Annotated in this window: 19 protein-coding genes; 5 read left to right on the top strand and 14 right to left on the bottom strand. The window is 42.8% G+C overall.

From position 1 onward, the window contains the following. Positions 1-83 precede the first annotated feature (83 nt). Positions 84-821: a bis(5'-nucleosyl)-tetraphosphatase PrpE gene (gene prpE, locus GJB59_RS16310; RefSeq protein ID WP_142826134.1), complete on the top strand. Its 738-nt coding sequence runs from the start codon at positions 84-86 to the stop codon at positions 819-821. Here prpE and GJB59_RS16305 read toward each other — a convergent pair. From GJB59_RS16305 to GJB59_RS16290, 4 genes are read right to left on the bottom strand one after another with little or no spacing between them, the layout of a single operon-like run. Next, entirely contained in the window at positions 818-1693 is an 876-nt protein-coding gene (locus tag GJB59_RS16305) for an RluA family pseudouridine synthase (RefSeq protein WP_142826133.1), read from the bottom strand. The genes prpE and GJB59_RS16305 overlap by 4 nt on opposite strands. A gap of 5 nt (positions 1694-1698) precedes the next feature. Further along, a complete protein-coding gene (locus GJB59_RS16300) occupies positions 1699-2505 on the bottom strand; it encodes an NAD kinase (protein ID WP_142826132.1) in 807 nt (268 codons plus the stop codon). Next, entirely contained in the window at positions 2502-3179 is a 678-nt protein-coding gene (yjbM, locus tag GJB59_RS16295; RefSeq protein WP_142826131.1) for a GTP diphosphokinase, read from the bottom strand. Before yjbM ends, GJB59_RS16300 begins: the two co-directional genes overlap by 4 nt. A gap of 21 nt (positions 3180-3200) precedes the next feature. Next, entirely contained in the window at positions 3201-3590 is a 390-nt protein-coding gene (locus tag GJB59_RS16290) for a UPF0738 family protein (RefSeq protein WP_142826130.1), read from the bottom strand. A gap of 111 nt (positions 3591-3701) precedes the next feature. Here GJB59_RS16290 and GJB59_RS16285 point away from each other — a divergent pair, with 111 nt between their 5' ends. From GJB59_RS16285 to GJB59_RS16275, 3 genes are all read left to right on the top strand, one after another. Further along, positions 3702-4280: a CYTH domain-containing protein gene (locus tag GJB59_RS16285; protein ID WP_142826129.1), complete on the top strand. Its 579-nt coding sequence runs from the start codon at positions 3702-3704 to the stop codon at positions 4278-4280. A 113-nt stretch (positions 4281-4393) separates the two neighbouring features. After that, the gene (locus tag GJB59_RS16280; protein ID WP_142826128.1) at positions 4394-4792 is read left to right on the top strand and encodes a globin domain-containing protein; all 399 of its coding nucleotides are present in this window, start codon (positions 4394-4396) and stop codon (positions 4790-4792) included. Next, entirely contained in the window at positions 4789-5586 is a 798-nt protein-coding gene (locus GJB59_RS16275) for a ClpXP adapter SpxH family protein (protein WP_142826127.1), read from the top strand. Before GJB59_RS16280 ends, GJB59_RS16275 begins: the two co-directional genes overlap by 4 nt. A 499-nt stretch (positions 5587-6085) precedes the next feature. Here the strand turns inward: GJB59_RS16275 and pepF are convergent, their stop codons facing one another. The 10 genes from pepF to GJB59_RS16225 form a co-directional block, all read right to left on the bottom strand. Continuing rightward, a complete protein-coding gene (pepF, locus tag GJB59_RS16270; protein WP_142826126.1) occupies positions 6086-7894 on the bottom strand; it encodes an oligoendopeptidase F in 1809 nt (602 codons plus the stop codon). Positions 7895-7939: 45 nt separating this feature from the next. Continuing rightward, on the bottom strand, positions 7940-9046 hold the full coding sequence (locus GJB59_RS16265; protein WP_244946823.1) for a competence protein CoiA: 1107 nt from the start codon (positions 9044-9046) through the stop codon (positions 7940-7942). Positions 9047-9116: 70 nt separating this feature from the next. Beyond that, positions 9117-9773, bottom strand: coding sequence for an adaptor protein MecA (gene mecA, locus GJB59_RS16260; RefSeq protein WP_142826125.1), 657 nt, complete (start codon positions 9771-9773; stop codon positions 9117-9119). Positions 9774-10016: 243 nt separating this feature from the next. Continuing rightward, the gene (gene spxA / locus GJB59_RS16255) at positions 10017-10412 is read right to left on the bottom strand and encodes a transcriptional regulator SpxA (RefSeq protein ID WP_006829729.1); all 396 of its coding nucleotides are present in this window, start codon (positions 10410-10412) and stop codon (positions 10017-10019) included. A gap of 455 nt (positions 10413-10867) precedes the next feature. After that, on the bottom strand, positions 10868-12076 hold the full coding sequence (locus tag GJB59_RS16250; RefSeq protein WP_142826124.1) for a putative glycoside hydrolase: 1209 nt from the start codon (positions 12074-12076) through the stop codon (positions 10868-10870). Positions 12077-12379: 303 nt separating this feature from the next. After that, positions 12380-13318 (bottom strand): ABC transporter ATP-binding protein, encoded by a 939-nt coding sequence (locus tag GJB59_RS16245; protein WP_142826123.1) that lies wholly within the window; start codon positions 13316-13318, stop codon positions 12380-12382. Continuing rightward, on the bottom strand, positions 13318-14373 hold the full coding sequence (locus tag GJB59_RS16240) for an ABC transporter ATP-binding protein (protein WP_142826122.1): 1056 nt from the start codon (positions 14371-14373) through the stop codon (positions 13318-13320). The genes GJB59_RS16245 and GJB59_RS16240 overlap by 1 nt, the downstream gene beginning before the upstream one ends. 15 nt (positions 14374-14388) lie before the next feature. Then, the gene (gene opp3C / locus GJB59_RS16235) at positions 14389-15417 is read right to left on the bottom strand and encodes an oligopeptide ABC transporter permease (RefSeq protein WP_142826121.1); all 1029 of its coding nucleotides are present in this window, start codon (positions 15415-15417) and stop codon (positions 14389-14391) included. Continuing rightward, complete coding sequence (gene opp3b / locus GJB59_RS16230; protein ID WP_142826120.1) at positions 15417-16352, bottom strand: oligopeptide ABC transporter permease; 936 nt, start codon at positions 16350-16352, stop codon at positions 15417-15419. The genes opp3C and opp3b overlap by 1 nt, the downstream gene beginning before the upstream one ends. A gap of 187 nt (positions 16353-16539) precedes the next feature. Beyond that, positions 16540-18243 carry a peptide ABC transporter substrate-binding protein gene (locus GJB59_RS16225; RefSeq protein ID WP_142826119.1) on the bottom strand — a complete coding sequence of 568 codons (1704 nt, stop codon included), beginning with the start codon at positions 18241-18243 and terminating at the stop codon, positions 16540-16542. 234 nt (positions 18244-18477) lie between these two features. On the opposite strand from GJB59_RS16225, the gene GJB59_RS19225 reads away from it, so the two are divergent. Then, positions 18478-18828 carry a DUF3899 domain-containing protein gene (locus tag GJB59_RS19225; protein ID WP_280525799.1) on the top strand — a complete coding sequence of 117 codons (351 nt, stop codon included), beginning with the start codon at positions 18478-18480 and terminating at the stop codon, positions 18826-18828. Positions 18829-18867 lie beyond the last annotated feature (39 nt).

Below are 18867 nucleotides of genomic sequence, written 5' to 3'. Positions count from 1 at the left end.
AGATTCTCTATGCTTGCTATAGTAGTCTATACGCTACACCCTAGGTATGTATAGTAAATTTTAAAACAAAGAAGGTGTCCATTATGAAATATGACATTATTGGTGATATCCACGGCTGCTACCAGGAGCTGCTGGAGCTTATCAAACAGCTTGGCTATGAAAAGCAAGGCCATCTATTTGTTCATCCGGAAAACCGCAAACTCGCTTTTGTCGGCGATGCGATGGACCGCGGCCCCCAATCTCTCGATGTTCTGAAACTGCTGTTTGCGCTGCAGGACGAAGGCATCCTGTACTATTCTCCGGGAAATCATTGCAACAAACTTTTTCGTTTTTTTAAAGGGCACGATGTTCAGCTTGCCCACGGCCTGGAAGTCACTGTAGCAGAGTGGCAGCAGCTGCCCGATCCGGAAAAAACTCAATTCCGAAAACGCTATATCCACTTTTATGAACAGCTTCCGCATTACCAACAGCTGGAAAACGACTTGATTGTCGCCCACGCCGGATTAAAGGCCGAAATGATTGGGAAACCGCTCAGCAAAGGCATTGCGGTCTTTGTACTATATGGCGATATCACTGGAAGATTTCACGCTGATGGCCGTCCTGTCAGGCGCGACTGGGCTAAATCTTATAGAGGAAAAAAGTGGGTGGTCTACGGCCACACGCCAACTGCAGAGCCCTATTTTGTTAACAACACCGTCAATATCGATACCGGCTGCGTGTTTGGCGGCACTTTGACCGCTTTCCGCTTTCCCGAAAAAGAAATAGTCTCAGTGCCTTCCCAGCAGCCTTATCAACCGGATCGCTTTCATCTTTTCCATTAAACCAATGACTGCATGTCCGGGTTCAACGAAGAACTGAAAAACAGCGAGTCCCCAGAAACCGGATGGATCAGTTCCAACTCCGTACAATGAAGCGCCTGGCGACCGATCAAATCCCTCTTGCCCCCATACAAATCATCCCCAAGCAGCGGATGGCCGAGATGGGCCAGATGGACACGGATCTGATGGGTTCTTCCGGTATTCAGTTGCAAGGTGACATGCGAATAGCTTTCCAGTTTCTCGATTACGCGGACTTCGGTTTCTGCAAATTGCCCGTCTTCACGCACTTCCCTTTCGATAATGCTGGCATTTTTTCGCCCGATGGGAGCAGTAATCGTAAATGCATCTTTTTCTACTGTTCCATGAACCAATGCCTCGTACCGCCGTTTCATCTTTTTCTCCTGCTGCTGCAGCGAGATCATGTGATGGATATGGCGGTTTTTTGCGATACAAACCAGCCCGGAAGTGTCCCGGTCCAGCCGCGTCGCAATATGCAGGGTGGAAGGAATCCCGTGGTCATTGAAATGCTTCGCGACAATATTGGCCAAGCTGCCAAACGGATGCTCGCGCGATGGAATGGTATTTTGCAAAGGCGGCTTTTCAACAATCAGCAGCGCCTCGTCTTCATAGACGATTTCCAGCTCACCGTCTTCTGCAGATAAGCCTTTCCCATGCTCTTCATTCGGAAAAATAACGGTCACGGCATCGCCTTTTTTCAAGGGATGCCTGACCGTTACTTCTGCATCATTCACTAAAATCTGACCGCCGCCATATTTGACGGAAGCCAATGTTCGTTTGGAGATGCCCCAGTCCTCTAGCGCCTCGCGCAACAGGCTCGGGGCTTTAGCAGTATAGGTCAATTGAAAGGGTTTCATGGCGCTCAATCTGAAAGCTCGCTGTCAATAAAGGAATCGTGGACGCGCTGCCAGAATGGAAACGCGCGGAATCTGGCAAATCGAACTTTTTCATCTGCAACTTTGTATTCGATCGATTTTACATCTTTATGAAGCAGCTGAAGATGATCGATCGTCACCATGAAATCAGGCGCTTTTACCGGGCGCAAGGCACAACGGTGATGGCCAGGCAGGACCAGCGGCGATCCCACCGTCCGGAAAACCCGGTTATTGATAGAAGCCATCTCTGTCAATTGCATTGCCTGCAGCGACGGATGGATGATGGCGCCTCCCAGCGCCTTGTTATAAGCTGTACTGCCTGAAGGGGTGGACATGCACAGGCCATCTCCTCTAAAGCGTTCAAAATGATGTTCATTTAAAAAGACGTCCATAACCAATGTGACATCCGGAGACTTGACAGTCGACTCATTCAACGCCAAATAAACGGCCGGTTCCTCCAGGTTCTGGTAATGGATGCTCACTTCCAGCAATGGATACTCGATCACTTCATATTCCTTTTTGGCAATCGATAAAACAAGTTTCTCGATTTCAATCGGCTTCCAATCAGCATAAAAACCAAGATGGCCTGTATGTATTCCGACAAAAGCCACATCTGCCAGCTTTTCACTGTATTTATGGAATGCATGAAGCAAAGTTCCATCCCCGCCAATCGACAAGACTACATCAGGCGATTCTTCGTTCCACTCCATCCCGAAATCCTCCAGGTAGTTTCTAGCAGTAGCCATCAGTTCATTGGATAATTTGTCGCTTCTTGATATGATATAAAATTTCATCGTTCTGGTCGACCTCCCTCTCTATCGGTTCGAAAATGAGTTCCAGGCGATTCCTTGAATTCGGTGAAGTAGGCCTGAGCATCCTGAATTTCATCCCGAATCTGCGACATTTCCTCGTCCAATTGAAACGCGGCTTCGGCGGCACGTTGAAGGCGGTTCTTGATTTCTTCCGGAAAAACACCTTTGTATTTGTAATTCAGGGAATGCTCAATCGATGCCCAAAAATTCATTGCCAAAGTCCGGATTTGAATTTCCGCTAAAATCAGCTGCTCTCCGCTGATGGTCTGAACCGGGTATTCCACAATGACGTGGTATGAGCGGTAGCCGCTTTGTTTTTCATTGGAGATATAGTCTTTTTCCTCCACAATACGCAAGTCTTTACGCTGCCTCAACAAACCGACCACCGTCTCAATATCCCCGACAAATTGGCACATCATTCGAATTCCGGCGATATCCTGCAATTGATGGGCAAGTTCTTCAGAAGGCTCAAATGGAATGCCTTTTTCCAGGGTCTTGTCGTAGATGCTCGCTAAAGGCTTGACGCGGCCAGTCACAAACTCAATCGGCGAATTTGTGTTGTCGGTTTCAAACTGGCTTCGCATCCCTTTGAATTTTATCTTTAATTCATCTACTGCCTGTTTATATGGTGCTAAAAATCGATTCCATTGACCCATCTCCGGTCCTCCTCACTTCTTTTAAGATCGTGAAGCAAGTGCCTCATGAAATGCCTGTTCTACAGCAGTACGGAAAGCTTCTCCGTAGTTGTCATTGCCTTCTATGTTCTCCACCAGCATCCATAGTTCTTCGTGGAACTCTGCCAGCGGCATGACTTGTTTGCCCCATGTCAGGAGCGGAACTTTTTTTTGCTGCAGCGCTTTGGTCAACGCTGGCCATGTATGTACGCCAAACTGAACATATATATAGTCAGTACCCGTATCCAGCAAATAGACAAACGCCTGATTGTCAGAATCTGTGAGCATTTGTCCTGACGCTTCAATTGCTTCAGATGGTTCAGTTTCTTCAATGAAAAATTCAATGTTGTTTTCAGTGATTTCGGTTCGGTTTACCGCTACGAATTTGTGCAAATCGATACTTCCTTTCTAGCTTCTTAATAATGATATTTTAACACAGCTCTGCCATTCGTTGCAGTTTGCACTAAACTATCCGATAATGAAGTTAACAGAGAGGTGTTCCCTATGACAAAAGAACTTGAAATCGAATTTAAAAACATGCTGACAAAAGAAGAATATACACGCTTGCTGAAAGATTTTGCGGCTTTCCATAACGGTCCTGTCACCCAGCATAACCATTATTTTGATACCGATAATTTTCAATTAAAGACACAGCACAGCGCCTTGCGCATTCGGAACAAAAGCGGCCTTTTTGAGTGCACGTTGAAAACTCCTGCTCCTGTCGGCCATTACGAAACTACCGATAAATTGACCAAAGAGCAGGCGCAGCGCATGCTCGAATTAAAAATTTTCGAAGCAGCTGAAGTATCAGATGCTCTTCAAAAAATGGATGTATCAATTGCGGAATTGAAAACGATCGGCACATTGACTACTCACCGCGTGGAATTCAATTACCTGGAAGGCTTACTGGTCATCGATCATTCTGAGTACAATGGACAAGAGGATTTCGAACTGGAGTTTGAAGTGGCAGATGCCGAAACTGGCCAAGAGCGCTTTTTCCATTTCCTTCAGCAACAAGAGATTCCTGAACGGCCGGCAAACAAAAAAATTGCCCGCTTTATGGATTCTGCATCTGTCAACTGAACAAAATAATATTCTCTAAACCTAAAATTTGGCAGCTGCTCAATCGATTTGTTTGAGATATTCGGGCTGCGTTGTTAGAATGAATTTACAGCTAAAGCAAAGGAGACACGATAATGACTGGAAAACCTATTATTCCGTATGATGAAATTGGTGCGGAAACATTATCAAAGTTAGTCGATGCATTTTATGCCCGCGTAGCGGAGCATCCACAGCTGCAGCCTATTTTTCCAAATGATCTTTCAGAGACCGCCCGTAAACAAAAACAATTTTTGACCCAATACTTAGGTGGACCCAACCTTTATTCAGAAGAGCATGGCCATCCGAGACTAAAGGCAAGACATCACCCATTCGCAATTACGCCTGCCAGAGCTCAGGCTTGGCTGGAGTGCATGAGTGAAGCAATGGACGAAGTGGGGTTAAGCGGAAAATTCCGTGAAACGTTATACAATCGCCTTGTTATGACTGCGCATCATATGATCAATGAGTATGACAGTGAGGAGGAGTTGGAGTGAGCAACTTAGATTTGGCTCAGGAGATTCGTGAGCCTGCGAATTCCTTTAAACCAATGGAACTATACGTTTTCGTAGATCCATTAAACTCGGAATGCTGGGAACTGCAAGGAATCATCCGGAAATTACAAATCGAATACGGCCATTATTTTTCCATGCGCATTGTCTTGAGTACGCAATTATTCAACTTAAACAAGTCAACACTGTCATCAAATATTGATACCGATAATTTGACGCATCCTGTCTTGCCGTCTGTAGCGATAAAAGCTGCAGAACTTCAGGGAAAACGTTCAGGAAACCGGTTCCTTCACAAACTCCAGGAGCATCTGTTCCTTCAGTCCAAAGATGTTTCTTCATACAGCGTCTTGTTGGAAATAGCGGAAGAAGCAGAATTGGATCAGGAAGAATTCAAATTGGATTTTCATTCTGTACATACCGCAAAAGCTTTCCAATGCGATTTACAGATTACCCGCGAAATGGAAATCAACGAAGTGCCAAGCATCGTCTTTTTTAACGAGTGCATTGAAGACGAAGGCGTGAAAGTATCCGGACTTTATTCTTATGATGTTTATCAAACAATTTTACAAGAAATGCTGGGGGAAGAAAGCCTGAACCGGCAAACCCCACCATCTTTGGATGATCTTTTTACAAAATACTCAACTATGGCAACTAGAGAAATTGCTTCTATATACAATATTTCCGAACAAACCGCAGAATGCGAACTGAAGAAACAAGTTCTTCAACAAAAGCTCGAACGCATCTGCATGCCGAAAGAAACCTTATGGAAAGTAAAATAACCTGCCTCCCACTTGTGGGAGACAGGTTATTTTTTTGGCTCGGATTTGGCTTCGGAAAGTATTTTAAGGTTTTGGGAAAGTAATTGATTTCTGCTGGAAAGTATTTGGCTTGAACTAGAAAGTATTTAAATAGGATCAGAAAGTATATCCAGTTAGTGGAAATAAAACCTTTTATAAATGCCCGTCAGAGCTACACGGGCGCTGCCGCTTTTCTTTTCCCAAAGCGAAAGGCGCCTTCCACGTCCGGAAGGCGCCTTTCTATATTACACAAAGGGGATGGGAGAAATGTTCACGCTCAAACAAAGGGGTGTATGTTTGTATGTGATTTATTTCACAACTTAATCTTATCACGGAATAATAGTTAATGCAATAATTCACAAAGACTTTCACAATTTCGTCATAATCAATCTTCTTTATACATTTCAACTATTCCTTTTAATTATTCCTATATAGCAAAAAGAAAAGAAGTAGAGTTATGAAGTCTACTTCTTTTGCTTATTTATTTATTCAGCAATAATTTTTCGAGTTCATTCAGCTTTTGTTCAAATACTTTGCACGCTTCTTCAACAGCTTTCGACTGCGTCATATCGACACCGGCTTTTTTCAGCACTTCAATCGGATAGTCCGAGCTGCCGGCCTTTAGGAATTCATTAATATAGCGATCTACTGCAGGTTGCCCTTCTTCAAGTATTCCTTTGCTCAATGCTGTCGCAGCACTAAAGCCCGTGGCGTACTGGAAGACATAATAATTATAGTAGAAGTGTGGAATTCTTGCCCACTCCAATCCGATTTCTTCATCGACTGCCACATCCGGTCCGAAATACTTTTGGTTTAGTTCGTAGTAAACCTCTGTCAGGCGATCAGCTGTTAATGCTTCCCCGTCCTGATCCATTTTGTGTATCATGTGTTCAAACTCGGCAAACATGGTCTGGCGGAATACCGTTCCGCGGAATCCATCAAGCCAGTGGTTCAATAAGTAAATGCGCTCCTGGTCGTCCTCAGTGGATTTTACCATGTATTCGTTCAGCAGAGCTTCGTTGGTGGTCGAAGCCACTTCCGCTACGAAAATCGAATAATCACCGTAAATATACGGCTGGTTTGCGCGTGTATAATAGCTATGGACACTGTGGCCAAATTCATGGGCCAATGTGAACAAATTGTCTACATTGTCCTGCCAGTTCATCAGGATATAGGGATTGGTCCCATAAGCACCGGATGAATATGCTCCGCTGCGCTTTCCTTTGTTCTCTTTGACGTCTACCCAGCGGTTGTTGATGCCTTCTTGAACAATGCCTACGTATTCCTCGCCAAGTGCTCCAAGGCCTTTCAGCATAATCCCTGTGGCATTTTCATATGGAATCTCCATTTTCACTTCTTTAACCAAAGGAGTGTGCATGTCCCACATATGCACTTTGTCGATTCCAAGTACTTCCTTGCGCAACGCTGCATAGCGGTGCAAAAGATGAAGGTTATTGTTGACAGTCTCCACCAGGTTATCGTAAACAGCTTCCGGGATATGGTCGTCAGCTAAGGCTGCCTGGCGAGCTGACTCAAACTTCCGGATCCGTGCGTTAACGTTATCGCGCTTAATGTTGCCCGAAAGCGTGGAAGCAAAAGTATTGCGGAATTTGCCATAGGTTGCATAAACTGCTTTAAATGCATCTTCCCGCACGCGGCGATCTTTGCTTTCCAAAAAGCGGATGTAATTGCCATGCGTAATTTGGACTTTTTCGCCTGACTCATCTTCTATTTCTGGAAACTCCAAATCTGCATTGTTCAGCATGCCGAACGTTTCTGATGATGCGCGGCTTACCTCGGACATTTGCGCCAGCAAGGATTCCTGCTCGGCAGGCAATACATGCGGACGAAGTGAATTCAATTCCTCAAGCGCCTGCTTGTACAAACTTAAGCCTTTGTGGCTTTCCACATAGCCGTTTAGGACAGATTCTTCCAGAGCCAGTATTTCAGGCGTCAGGAATGACAAGCCAGCAGAGACTTTCGCAAACAAAGATTTCACACGGCTGTCCATCGCCTGGTATTTCGAATTGGTCGTATCCTGATCGTAGCGCATATGCGAATAAGTATAAAGGCGTCTCAACCGTTCGGTCAACTCATCTTTATAAACCAGCACCTCATAAAGCGCTTCCGCACTTTCCTGCAATTTTCCTTGATACGACTCTGCTTTATCTCCGATTGCAGAAACTTCCACAAATTCTTTTTCCCAAAGTTCATCGGTTTCGAATATATCTTCCAATCTCCACGTTAATTCTGTTGGAACTTCTTCTCTTGCCAATACTTTGTTGACCATTAAATTTCCTCCTCTGTCCCATTCTTTCGGGAAACGAACTACACCTTATTTTCTCAATTTTCGCAAGTTTTTGCAATAGTTATCATAGGTGATTTCCAAAAGGCTGGAATCTTTTGAAAAACCCTCTTTTAACAGCAAATATAAATCCAGGTAGCTAGACATTATTTCCGTTGCTTCAGGAGCCCTTGAAGGATCTGATAGCACTAGTTTTCCAGAAGCGATTAGCGAATCCACCGAAATCCCCTTTTCCCATGCCGCCGCTGCCTGCAACTGCCACAACACCGCCGGCTGCTTCAGACATTCGGCACCGAGCAATGGAATTCCGAAATGAGCCGGCAAATTAGTCATATCCAGCTGCAACTCATAACATAATCGGCAGTACAAACTTTTTATTCGATTTTCGTTATACAGCTGGCTTCGGATGTATTGCTGGCGCACATTCCGAAAAATTCCCAGAACTTTATTAAATTCCTCTTTGGTCAGAAACTTTGGGATTGCGAAAGGAAAAACTTGCTTGCTTGCCTCGATTGACTTGGTTTTTCCTACCCAACGATTCGAGCTCACATAAAACAAGTTTGAATGATAGTAAAATCGATTGTCCGGTGGGTAGAACAACAGGATGAAAAAAGTTCCGGCGACGTTTTGCCTCATTTCAAATTCATGCGTTTTCAGTCTGAGTAAACTTATTCCTTCGCGGCAGGATTCTTTTAAGCCTTTGATCCAAATAGGCTCCAAATTCATCTTTAAATAACCTTCGGATCGCTGTTTGAGTTGTTGGACCGGAATTGTACTGCATTGAAATTCAATTGCAAGTTGGCGGTTGACCAAAAGATCCGCACGCTGACGGATTTGGGGAACATAGCTTTCTAATTCGGCTTTGAGGTTTAACTGAGAGAAGAATTGGTAAAGAAGAAGTTTTCCTTGGAGATGAAGAGAAGATTCTGGTTCGCTGAAAGTGTCGCAATCTGTACGAGTCTGGTGGGCAAAATGAGGGATGTTGATTTCTCCGATTTTCAAATGCAATGGCGCCTTGCAGGAAGGGCAAAAAAATTGTTTTCGCTGGCGCATCTCCCTGAGTTCTGTGCGGGAATGCTTGCCGGTTAAATAAAACAATTCCTGTTGTTTGGTTTTGGCTACTAATATATAGATCACTCTCCTTTCTTCTAGTTTATGGAACTAGGAGCATTTTGGCAATAAAAAAAAGACCTCCTGAAAGGAGATCTTAGCCAAAATAATGAAGTACATTTGAGAGCGCATCTTCTTTGAAAATTGGTTTTCCGTATTCTTCAAGACGGTGCACCGTTACCGGCGAAATACGTAAATACTCAGTAAAGATGCTGACATTGTTTTTGATGTCTTCTTCCGAGTGGAGGAGTTCATCAAAGCTTGTATATAGGTAATATTTGTTCTCGAAATGATAAACTGCAGATTCAATCGGCACATACATTAACCGGCGCGCAATTGGAAGCAGCTCTTCCACTTCGGAAAAAACAAATGTATATTCAAGTTTCTTAATATCAGGTTCATCAAAAACCGGTTCAAATTCATCAAACTCCGGAGTGACCGCATCTTCACTTGCAAACATTTTGCGGCGTTCTTCTATATCATCAGGCAAATCAAGCTTCTGCCCATCTTTAGTTAATTGAGCACGCGTTACTGTAACTTCAAGACCTTTGTCCATAGCCTGGACTTGGATCCAAAGCGGACCTTCCATTACGAAATCGGCTTCTTCATTAACTTCATCCATCATTTCCCAAAAAAGCTCTTCGCTCTTATCTCTGTTAAACCAGATTTCGTCACGGCTAAACCCTCGCTCTTCAACGTCGAGATAGGAAATGTAAAATTTAACTGTGTTGTCGTTGATACGTTCGATTTCCATTTTACACCTCTCCTTTACGGTTTGGACTAAGAGAACACTCCTCAGAGCCGTGCTGTATTTCTTTTAACAAGTATAACTTTTTTCATGAGTAAAGAAAAAGTTTCTGCCTATCACCAAAGACAAGTTACAAGTACATAGAGTTTAATGCACTTAACAGATTTATGCAACTAATTAAAATAAAGAAAAGCTGCCCAAGATCTTTTATGAAATACCATAAAGACCGGACAGCTAATGTGCTTTTAGTTAGTTTACCATTCGCTGAGCTTCAAGCAATTGATAAGCTCTAACCTTACGTGGAAGGAATCGACGGATTTCATCTTCGTTGTAGCCGACCTGCAGGCGTTTTTCGTCCATGATAATCGGACGGCGCAACAGCCCTGGATGTTCTTGGATTAACTCATACAGACGTTGAAGCGGTAAACTCTCAACATCCACATTCAATTTTTGGAATATTTTAGAACGGGTTGAGATGATTTCATCTGTGCCGTCTTCAGTCATACGTAATATTTCTTTGATTTCACTAATTGTTAATGGCTCAGAAAAAATATTGCGTTCTGTGTATGGAATCTCGTGTTCCTCAAGCCAAGCTTTAGCTTTTCTGCAAGATGTGCAGCTCGGTGAAGTAAATAGTGTAACCATCATAGTGGAGCACTTCCTTTCGGATTCTTAAAAACTCATTATTTTGCTTCAAATTAGAATCATTATAGTTTAGAGGCTCTACATTCATTATACAATGTATGGAATGAATTTAATAGTATATCTTAATAAAAAAATTAGAAATCAATCTTTTTGTCACATAATAGCTATATATTCATTATACTTACACAACTATATAATATAATTTTACCCCTTTTTCTTTTGTCGTAAACTTCCAAACCAAATTTATTTATTCTCAGTTACGGAAGCTTTTTGAAAATGCTATTACATGTATATATTACGTTTCAAAAAGAAAATAGTTTCATTTATGGCTTGATTATATGATGACTAATTCCGTTTATATATAAAAGCAGAAAAAAGTCACTCATTAAAAGGCGCTTCTGGATTGCTCCACGCTGAGAGCCCGGCTGAAGAACGCCGAGCCCTCTTGCCAGCAATCAAGGAGTATAGTCCACACCCGGTGAATAGGAATTTCCGGCATTCCATAGAAGGTATTCATCAATTCCGTTATCGTGCAGGGCTTTTATTTGGGCTTCCACTTCTGGCTTGCCATAATTCATATAGTTGCCAGCCCCCAGGTAGCTTGCTGTAAAATCCTGCAGCCATGGCCGTGAGACGGGCGGATTATCCAATGCGCCTAATACCCGATTTTCCACTTTGGCATACTCAGCCACCAGTTGGTATGGTTCCAGATCCGGTTTTGCGATCCCGAAATAAGAAGTCCAATGGCTTGGGTAAATCATAGAAGAGATAACATCCACATTTTCAGAGATCTTTGAAAAATTCTGGCCGATGCCTGGAGCTTCCGGCAAAGTTGCAGCATAACCAAAAATATCGACCGATACTTCTACTCCGTAGGGTGCTAACTGCTTTCTTGCATATGCGACAAAATCAGTAACTGCTTGTACTCTTTTTTGTGTCGGGTCGATATCCGCCTCTTCATAATCCCCAAGCGAGTAGCTCAGACTATCCGCACGGTTTTCAAATCCTTCCGGAAAACGGACATAATCAAATTGGATTTCTTTAAATCCGAGTTTGGCAGCTTCGATAGCAACTTGCACATTGTATTCCCATACTTCTTTCATGAAAGGATTTACAAATGATTCGCCGCGATTGTTTTTCCAAACCTGGTCTCCATCCATGAACGTCAGTTCGGGCCTTTCTTCCGCCAAAACTGTATCTTTAAAAACAACTACACGGGCAATTGGGTAGATTTCTTTTTCTTCTAACCGCTCCAGCATAGCTCTCGGATCTTTTATCAACCCTTGTCCCATATCAAGCTCTGCCAAAACCGAGCCTTCCTCAGGTATGTATGTCAAGTGGCCAAAATCTTCTTTTATGTCAATAACCATAGCATTCAAGTCCGACTCATCCACCAGATCGATCAACGAATCAAACCGTTCTCCCCCAGCTGAGTTGGCGGTTACAAAAATTCCGCGGACAGCATCCGGATAAGCAAAGTCCAAGCCCGAATCAAACGCATATAAACTTGAAGCTGCCAATACTTGCGAATCAAGTTCGGCTACGTGGTAAGACCGCGGTGTAAAATCCGGCGCCTTGTCTTCTTCAGCGGCATAAACGTTGCCCGCACTTGCTAAACTGATGCTTGCTGCATAAATTGCCAGCCATTTCCACGATTTCGCCATTTTCTGCACCCCTTTATTCCTCTTTTGCGACCCAAGAAATGTCCGTGTTAAATCCGAATAATCATTTCAAAAGACTGAGTGGATTTACTAACCATCAACCAGGGTCCAATAACACCATTTGATTAAAGTTTTCATATCCATTGTTCTTCCATTCTATCATTTTTCTGACAAATTGAAATAAAATTATTGTAGTTAGATCCAGTTTTTTCAAAAGCCTATTCTGTCTCCCAAGTTCGAATTTTGAGCGCCGCAGGAAAACTGCTGGCACAAAAAAACGATGCCCCTTAGGACATCGTTCTGCTATTAATTGGTTACTGAAGCTGCTTTAATCAATTCGAGTTCACGCTCTGAACATTGAACAAAATGGCCAGGGCTGATTTCTCTCATCCGTACATCATCAGCTTGTGTATAGTTATGAACTGCAGGATCATAAGATTTACGCACCCGGTTGCGTTCGTAGTTCGGATCCGGTAAAGGAATAGCTGACAATAATGATTGCGTATAAGGATGCAACGGGTTATTGTATAGCTCTTCTGCTGGTGCCAATTCTACTAACTTACCGAAATACATTACGCCAATGCGATCAGAAATATATTTAACCATCGATAAATCATGGGCGATGAAAAGGAAAGTCAAACCTTTTTCTTCCTGAAGTTCCTTCAATAAGTTGACAACCTGTGCCTGGATGGAAACATCCAATGCAGAGATCGGCTCATCGGCAATGATGAAATCAGGATCTACAGCCAAAGCACGGGCAATTCCAAGACGCTGGCGCTGTCCGCCTGAAAACTCGTGAGGATAGCGGTTAGCGTGCTCTTTGTTCAACCCAACAGTCTCCAGTAAATCATAGACCATTTTTTTGCGTTCAGCAGGATTTTTTGCCAAGCCGTGGATATCGATGCCTTCTGCAATGATATCCATAACTTTCATCCGTTGGTTTAATGAAGCATATGGATCCTGGAAAATCATCTGCATTTTGCGGTTGAATTTTTTCAGTTCCTGCTTTGATTTCTTGCCATGGACATTCTCGCCTTCATAGAAAACATCGCCATCCGTAGCATCATATAAACGAATGATTGAGCGGCCGGTTGTGGATTTCCCACAGCCTGACTCGCCAACCAATCCTAAAGTTTCACCTTTATAAATATCAAAGCTGATATCATCTACCGCGCGGACTTCATTCGCTTTACCGATATTGAAATACTGTTTCAAGTTTTTAATTTCGAGTAACTTTTCAGCCATTATACCACGCCCCCTTCATAATATCTGCTGCCTGGGAATTTCTTCATTCGTTCAATAACCGTCAATGGCGGTTCTACTTGCGGCGCATCTGGGTGCAATAACCATGTTGCTGCAGAGTGAGTATCACTGATTTTAAAGAATGGAGGGTTTTGCTCCATATCAATTTTAAGTGCATATTCGCTTCGAAGTGCAAAGGCATCTCCTTTCGGAGGATCCAGCAAATCAGGAGGCGTTCCTGGGATTGCATACAATTTTGCATCTTCTGTATCCAGCGATGGCATTGAGCTTAATAACCCCCATGTATAAGGATGCTGCGGATTATAGAAAATTTCATCGACTGTGCCGATTTCAACAATTTTCCCGCCATACATGACCGCTACGCGATCTGCTACGTTTGCAACAACACCAAGATCATGGGTAATGAAAATAATCGATGTATCAATTTTCTTCTGCAAATCTTTCATCAATTCCAAAATTTGCGCCTGGATGGTTACATCAAGTGCCGTTGTAGGCTCGTCTGCGATTAAAATCTTCGGGTTGCAAGCTAGTGATATAGCAATGACTATCCGCTGGCGCTGTCCGCCTGAAAATTGGTGAGGATACTGCTTCATCCGCAATTCCGGTTTTGGCATGCCTACAAGGCGCAACAAGTCGATTGCTACTTTTTTGGCTTCACTTGTGCTGATTTTTTGGTGTTTCAGTAATGGCTCCGTCAATTGGCGGCCAATCGGCATTGTCGGGTTCAAAGACGTCATCGGATCCTGGAAAATCATCGAAATTTCTTTTCCGCGGATTTTCTGCATTTCCTTGTCGCTCAACTTCGTCAAATCACGTCCACCGAATAAAATTTCACCGCTTTTGAATTCAGCTGAGTTTTCCGGCAGCAAACGCATGATGGATTTTGTCGTTACAGATTTTCCTGAACCCGACTCTCCAACGATTGCTAAAGTTTCACCTTTATATAGATCAAAGTTAACCCCGCGTATCGCTTTAACTTCCCCACCTTGGGTGTTAAAGGAAAGCTCAAGGTCCTTTACTTGTAGAATTTTCTCCATTATCAACTTTCCTCCTTAATCTTTCATCTTCGGATCAAGGGCATCGCGAAGTCCATCACCGATCAAGTTGAACGCAATCATGATTAAACTTAACAAGACAGCCGGGAATGCTAAAATATGCGGTGAGAATTGAATTAACGCATAACCATCGTTAATCAATGTACCGAGTGAAGCATCCGGCGCCTGTAGCCCCAGTCCGATAAAGCTTAAGAAAGCTTCAAAGAAAATAGCACTTGGAATAGTAAACATCGTGTTGATGATAATTACACCTAAAACGTTCGGCATTAAATGTTTCCAGATAATGCGTGAGTCGCTCGCTCCCAATGTACGGGCAGCCAATACGAATTCCTGGCTCTTATATTTAAGCACCTGTCCACGGACGACCCGGGACATGCCGGTCCAGCCGGTTATGGTCAAGGCGATAATAATGGCCAGTATTCCAGGATCCATTATTAGGATAAACAGGATAACGACAACCAAGTTAGGAATACCAGTCAAAATCTCAACGATCCGCTGCATAAAGTCATCAACGCGGCCGCCAAAATAACCGGAAATTCCTCCATAGATTACGCCGATCAGCATGTCGATTGCAGCTGCAACAAAGGCAATGAATAAGGATACTTGAGTACCTTTCCAGACACGTGAGAACATATCACGGCCAAGGCCGTCAGTTCCGAACCAGTAGTTGACTTCAACATTTTTCATTTCATACAAGTCAACTTCCTGGCCGCCTAATGTGCCGACGCCATCAAGAATCCCAAGATTTTCAACTACCGGAATTTTCGGCGGCAAGTTTGCATGCGTGATTGTCTGTGCATTCGGCTCATAAGGGCTAATAGCTGGCCCTACAAAAGCCATGATGACAACTAGGCCGAATAAAATCAAACTGAACAAGGCACCTTTGTTTTTACGGATACGGTACCAGGCGTCCTGCCAGAAGCTGACACTTGGCTTCGTGATGCGTTCCGCTTGATGGGAATCCAATGTAATTCGCTCAAACGAACCTTTCGGCAGTTCCGGAATTTTATCAATTTTTTGAGTCATTAACTTTTACCTCCTGAAAGACGGATACGAGGATCAATGACACCATACAATATATCTACCAGCAGGATAATTACAATAAGGAATACTGAGAAGAAAATCGTAGTTCCCATGATGATAGAGAAATCGTTGACCATGATCGATTTAACGAATTGTTCCCCGATGCCTGGAATTGCAAAAATCTGTTCTACAACCAACGATCCGGTAAGGATGGAAACAGCCATTGGCCCTAGAACCGTCACTAATGGAATCAATGCGTTGCGGAATGCGTGTTTAAATGCAATTTCAGAGCCGCTCGCGCCTTTAGCTTTTGCTAATGTAATGTAATCCGAGCCAAGAACTTCAATCATCTCAGTGCGGATAAAACGTGCTGCTGTTGCAAGCGGGAACATTGCCAATGCGATGGATGGAAGAACGCTGGACATGAAGCCGTCTTTCCACAAAGCTACAGGGAATAATTCCCATTTTAATCCAAACCAATATTGAAGCAATGATGCAAACACGAAGGAAGGAATCGATATTCCGACAATCGCTACAAATGTGCTGGTGTAATCAACCCAGGTGTTCTGCCTTAAAGCAGCAATCATTCCCAGTAGAATTCCCAAAACTGTTCCTAGGACCATCCCTTGGAAACCGATTTGTGCAGAAGGACCCATTCGGCTTAAAATGACATCTGTAACTTCCGCTCCTTTAAACTGATTGATGGAAATTCCTAAGTCACCTTGCACTAAGCCGAACATGTAATTGAAATACTGAACCGGAAGAGGTTCGTTCAATCCATATCTAGCTTCTACGACTGCCCTTTGTTCTGGAGATAATTTATCTGCGGAAGCGACGGGGGATCCAGGTAAAATTTTCATTAAGAAGAATGTGAAAGTAGCGATCAGCGCTAAAGTGATCACCATATAAATTAAACGCTTGCCTATATACTTCGCCATAGTGCACCTCCAAAAATAATTCTATTTTGACAAGTCCATTGCTCTAAAAATGGAACTTGCAGCATTCATTAGTTAGCAGAAAATGGTCAATTTTCGGTTAATTCCTTTACATTAGAAAAGAGAGTATATCGACCTATAAATGCGATATACTCTCTTTCTATTTTGTTGTTACAGTAGCGGGATTAAATTATTCTTTGCCCGAAATGTATGCCCATTTGTAGCTGTAATCTCCACCGAATGGGTGTGTAACGATTCCGTTAACATAAGGCTGTTGAAGAGACATCAAACCACGCTGATAGATTGGCGCGATTGCAGCGTCATCTTCCAGAAGGATTTTTTCAGCCTGTGCCATTGCTTCCCAACGTGCAGCAGGATCTGAAGTCAATTCACCTTTAGCTGATTCAACTAAAGCATCATACTCTTCATTTGAGTAAGACATTTTGTTTTGAGCAGATCCAGTAACAAACAAGTCAATGAATGTCATAGGATCCTGGTAATCAGGTCCCCATCCAGCAGTTTGGATGTCATAGTCCTGAGCTTCGTCAAGTTCTAAACGAACTCCGAAAGGTACAGCTTTAAGGTTGATCGTCAAACCTTCAAGATTAGTTTCAAGTTGTTCTTTAAGATAAGCATCCATGTTTTTAGCAGTTTCAGTGTCTCCACCTAGGATTTCAAGAGTAACTTCTTCTACTCCCAATTCTTCAAGGCCAGTAGCCCAATGTTCTGCAGCTTCTTCAGCGTTGAACTCAACAAGATCTCCATTTACATCGCGGAAGTCCGTATTGTTTTCATCGAAAGTGAATTCTGTTGGTACTAAGTAGTTAGCTGGCAATGATCCGTTAGCTAATACTACGTCAACCAAATCTTGCTTGTTGAAACCTTTTGCAATTGCCTGGCGAATGTTGACATTCGAAAGTGCATTTTCTTCGCCGTTACGTTCTTGGTTAAGCTTGAAGTAGAAAACAGTTGGTTCCAATTCAGTAACCAAGTTTTCGTCATTTGCATATTGCATTGCAAACTCGCCGCTTAAACCAGCGCGGTCTTTTTCGCCAGAGTTGTAAAGGTTAACTGCAGTAGCAGGCTCTTTTACAACGTCTACGTTGATTGTTTCAAGTTGTACTGTTTCAGCATCCCAGTATTCAGGATTTTTTTGCATTGACCAAGTTAAACCAGTACCATCCCAGTCATTAAGAGTAAATGGTCCGTTGAAAATTAAGTTTTCAGAATTAGAAGCATAAGCGTCGCCTTTTTCAGTTACGAAAGCTTCGTTCTGTGGGTAGAAAGTTGGGAAAGCCATTAGTGACATGAAGTAAGGTACTGGACGCTCTAGTTGTACTTCAAGAGTTTTTTCGTCTACAGCAGTAACTCCAAGTTCAGTTGGTTCCATGTCGCCTGCAGCAATTTCAGTAGCATTTACAATCGAACCAGCCATCATGTAAGCTCCGTATGGAGAACCTGTAGCAGGATCAATTGAACGTTGCCAAGAGTAAACGAAATCGTTGGCAGTAACGGGTGTACCATCTGACCAGTTTGAATCACGTAGGGTGAATGTGTAAGTCAAACCATCTTCGCTGACTTCAGGTTCGCCTTCAGCAATTGCCGGTTCAGCTATGTTTTCTTGATCTAAACGGAATAGGCCTTCGTTCACGTTATTGAAAATGTTAAACGCAACTGCATCCTCAGCTAATGAAATATCCATAGTAGGAATTTCAGCTGTTTCCATCAAGTTAAGAACTTGCTCTGAGTCTAAATCCCCAGTTTCTTCTGTACCTTCTGTTTCTTCTGGAGCTTCAGTTCCTGTGTCAGTATCGTCTCCACCGCCACATGCTGCTAGAAAAGCACTTAGAACTAAAACTAGGCTTAATAGCCAAAAAATCTTGCTGTTCTTCACTTAATTGACCCCCTCGAATTTTCTGAAAAATTGGTACAAGGCTAATTATACATAATATTTTTTTCTTGTACAGAACTTTTTTTGGAAATTTTTACACTCTTGTAACAATTCCGTTACATTGATATTACAGAAAACCGCAAGAATATTGGATTTGTAAGCGTTTTCGGCGTCTACGATAAACGAAGATTTTTTTGATTTTTTTTTAAATTTCTTCTACAATTGATAAGAATCGAGGTGCCAAACTTGAAAAAAATCCTTTTTTTCGTAATTGCTATTCAATTATTAATTTTTCTCACCATATTTTTCCGAACAGAAAACCTTTCCCTTCTGTCATATATTAACAACTCGTTTATCTATGGCGGAATCCTGATGTTTTTTGGCGCTTGGATTTTTGTCGTGCGGACAGGTGTATTTGATATATTCACTGCCAGCATGAGAAAAGCTTTCAAGCTAAAATCCACATTGGATGACGACGAAATGCGGCCGCCTTCCGAAGCTCTAGGCTTTTCTAGTGCACCATTGCTTATTTCAGGAACTATCACCTTGCTGTTAATGGCAATTTGCTTAGCGATTTACAGTCTCTAATATTGCGTCCTGATTTGTTAATGTATTATAATAATAGGA

Origin of the sequence: Planococcus soli (assembly GCF_016881065.1) — a bacterium.
GTDB lineage: Bacteria > Bacillota > Bacilli > Bacillales_A > Planococcaceae > Planococcus > Planococcus soli.
This window is presented reverse-complemented; position numbering and strand designations above follow the sequence as displayed.

Excerpts from the sequence above, each read along its gene's own strand:
- prpE (WP_142826134.1), top strand. The coding sequence starts at position 84 with ATGAAATATGACATTATTGGTGATATCCACGGCTGCTACCAGGAGCTG.
- GJB59_RS16305 (WP_142826133.1), bottom strand. The coding sequence starts at position 1,693 with ATGAAACCCTTTCAATTGACCTATACTGCTAAAGCCCCGAGCCTGTTG.
- GJB59_RS16300 (WP_142826132.1), bottom strand. The coding sequence starts at position 2,505 with ATGAAATTTTATATCATATCAAGAAGCGACAAATTATCCAATGAACTG.
- yjbM (WP_142826131.1), bottom strand. The coding sequence starts at position 3,179 with ATGGGTCAATGGAATCGATTTTTAGCACCATATAAACAGGCAGTAGAT.
- GJB59_RS16285 (WP_142826129.1), top strand. The coding sequence starts at position 3,702 with ATGACAAAAGAACTTGAAATCGAATTTAAAAACATGCTGACAAAAGAA.
- GJB59_RS16280 (WP_142826128.1), top strand. The coding sequence starts at position 4,394 with ATGACTGGAAAACCTATTATTCCGTATGATGAAATTGGTGCGGAAACA.
- pepF (WP_142826126.1), bottom strand. The coding sequence starts at position 7,894 with ATGGTCAACAAAGTATTGGCAAGAGAAGAAGTTCCAACAGAATTAACG.
- mecA (WP_142826125.1), bottom strand. The coding sequence starts at position 9,773 with ATGGAAATCGAACGTATCAACGACAACACAGTTAAATTTTACATTTCC.
- spxA (WP_006829729.1), bottom strand. The coding sequence starts at position 10,412 with ATGGTTACACTATTTACTTCACCGAGCTGCACATCTTGCAGAAAAGCT.
- GJB59_RS16250 (WP_142826124.1), bottom strand. The coding sequence starts at position 12,076 with ATGGCGAAATCGTGGAAATGGCTGGCAATTTATGCAGCAAGCATCAGT.
- GJB59_RS16245 (WP_142826123.1), bottom strand. The coding sequence starts at position 13,318 with ATGGCTGAAAAGTTACTCGAAATTAAAAACTTGAAACAGTATTTCAAT.
- GJB59_RS16240 (WP_142826122.1), bottom strand. The coding sequence starts at position 14,373 with ATGGAGAAAATTCTACAAGTAAAGGACCTTGAGCTTTCCTTTAACACC.
- opp3C (WP_142826121.1), bottom strand. The coding sequence starts at position 15,417 with ATGACTCAAAAAATTGATAAAATTCCGGAACTGCCGAAAGGTTCGTTT.
- opp3b (WP_142826120.1), bottom strand. The coding sequence starts at position 16,352 with ATGGCGAAGTATATAGGCAAGCGTTTAATTTATATGGTGATCACTTTA.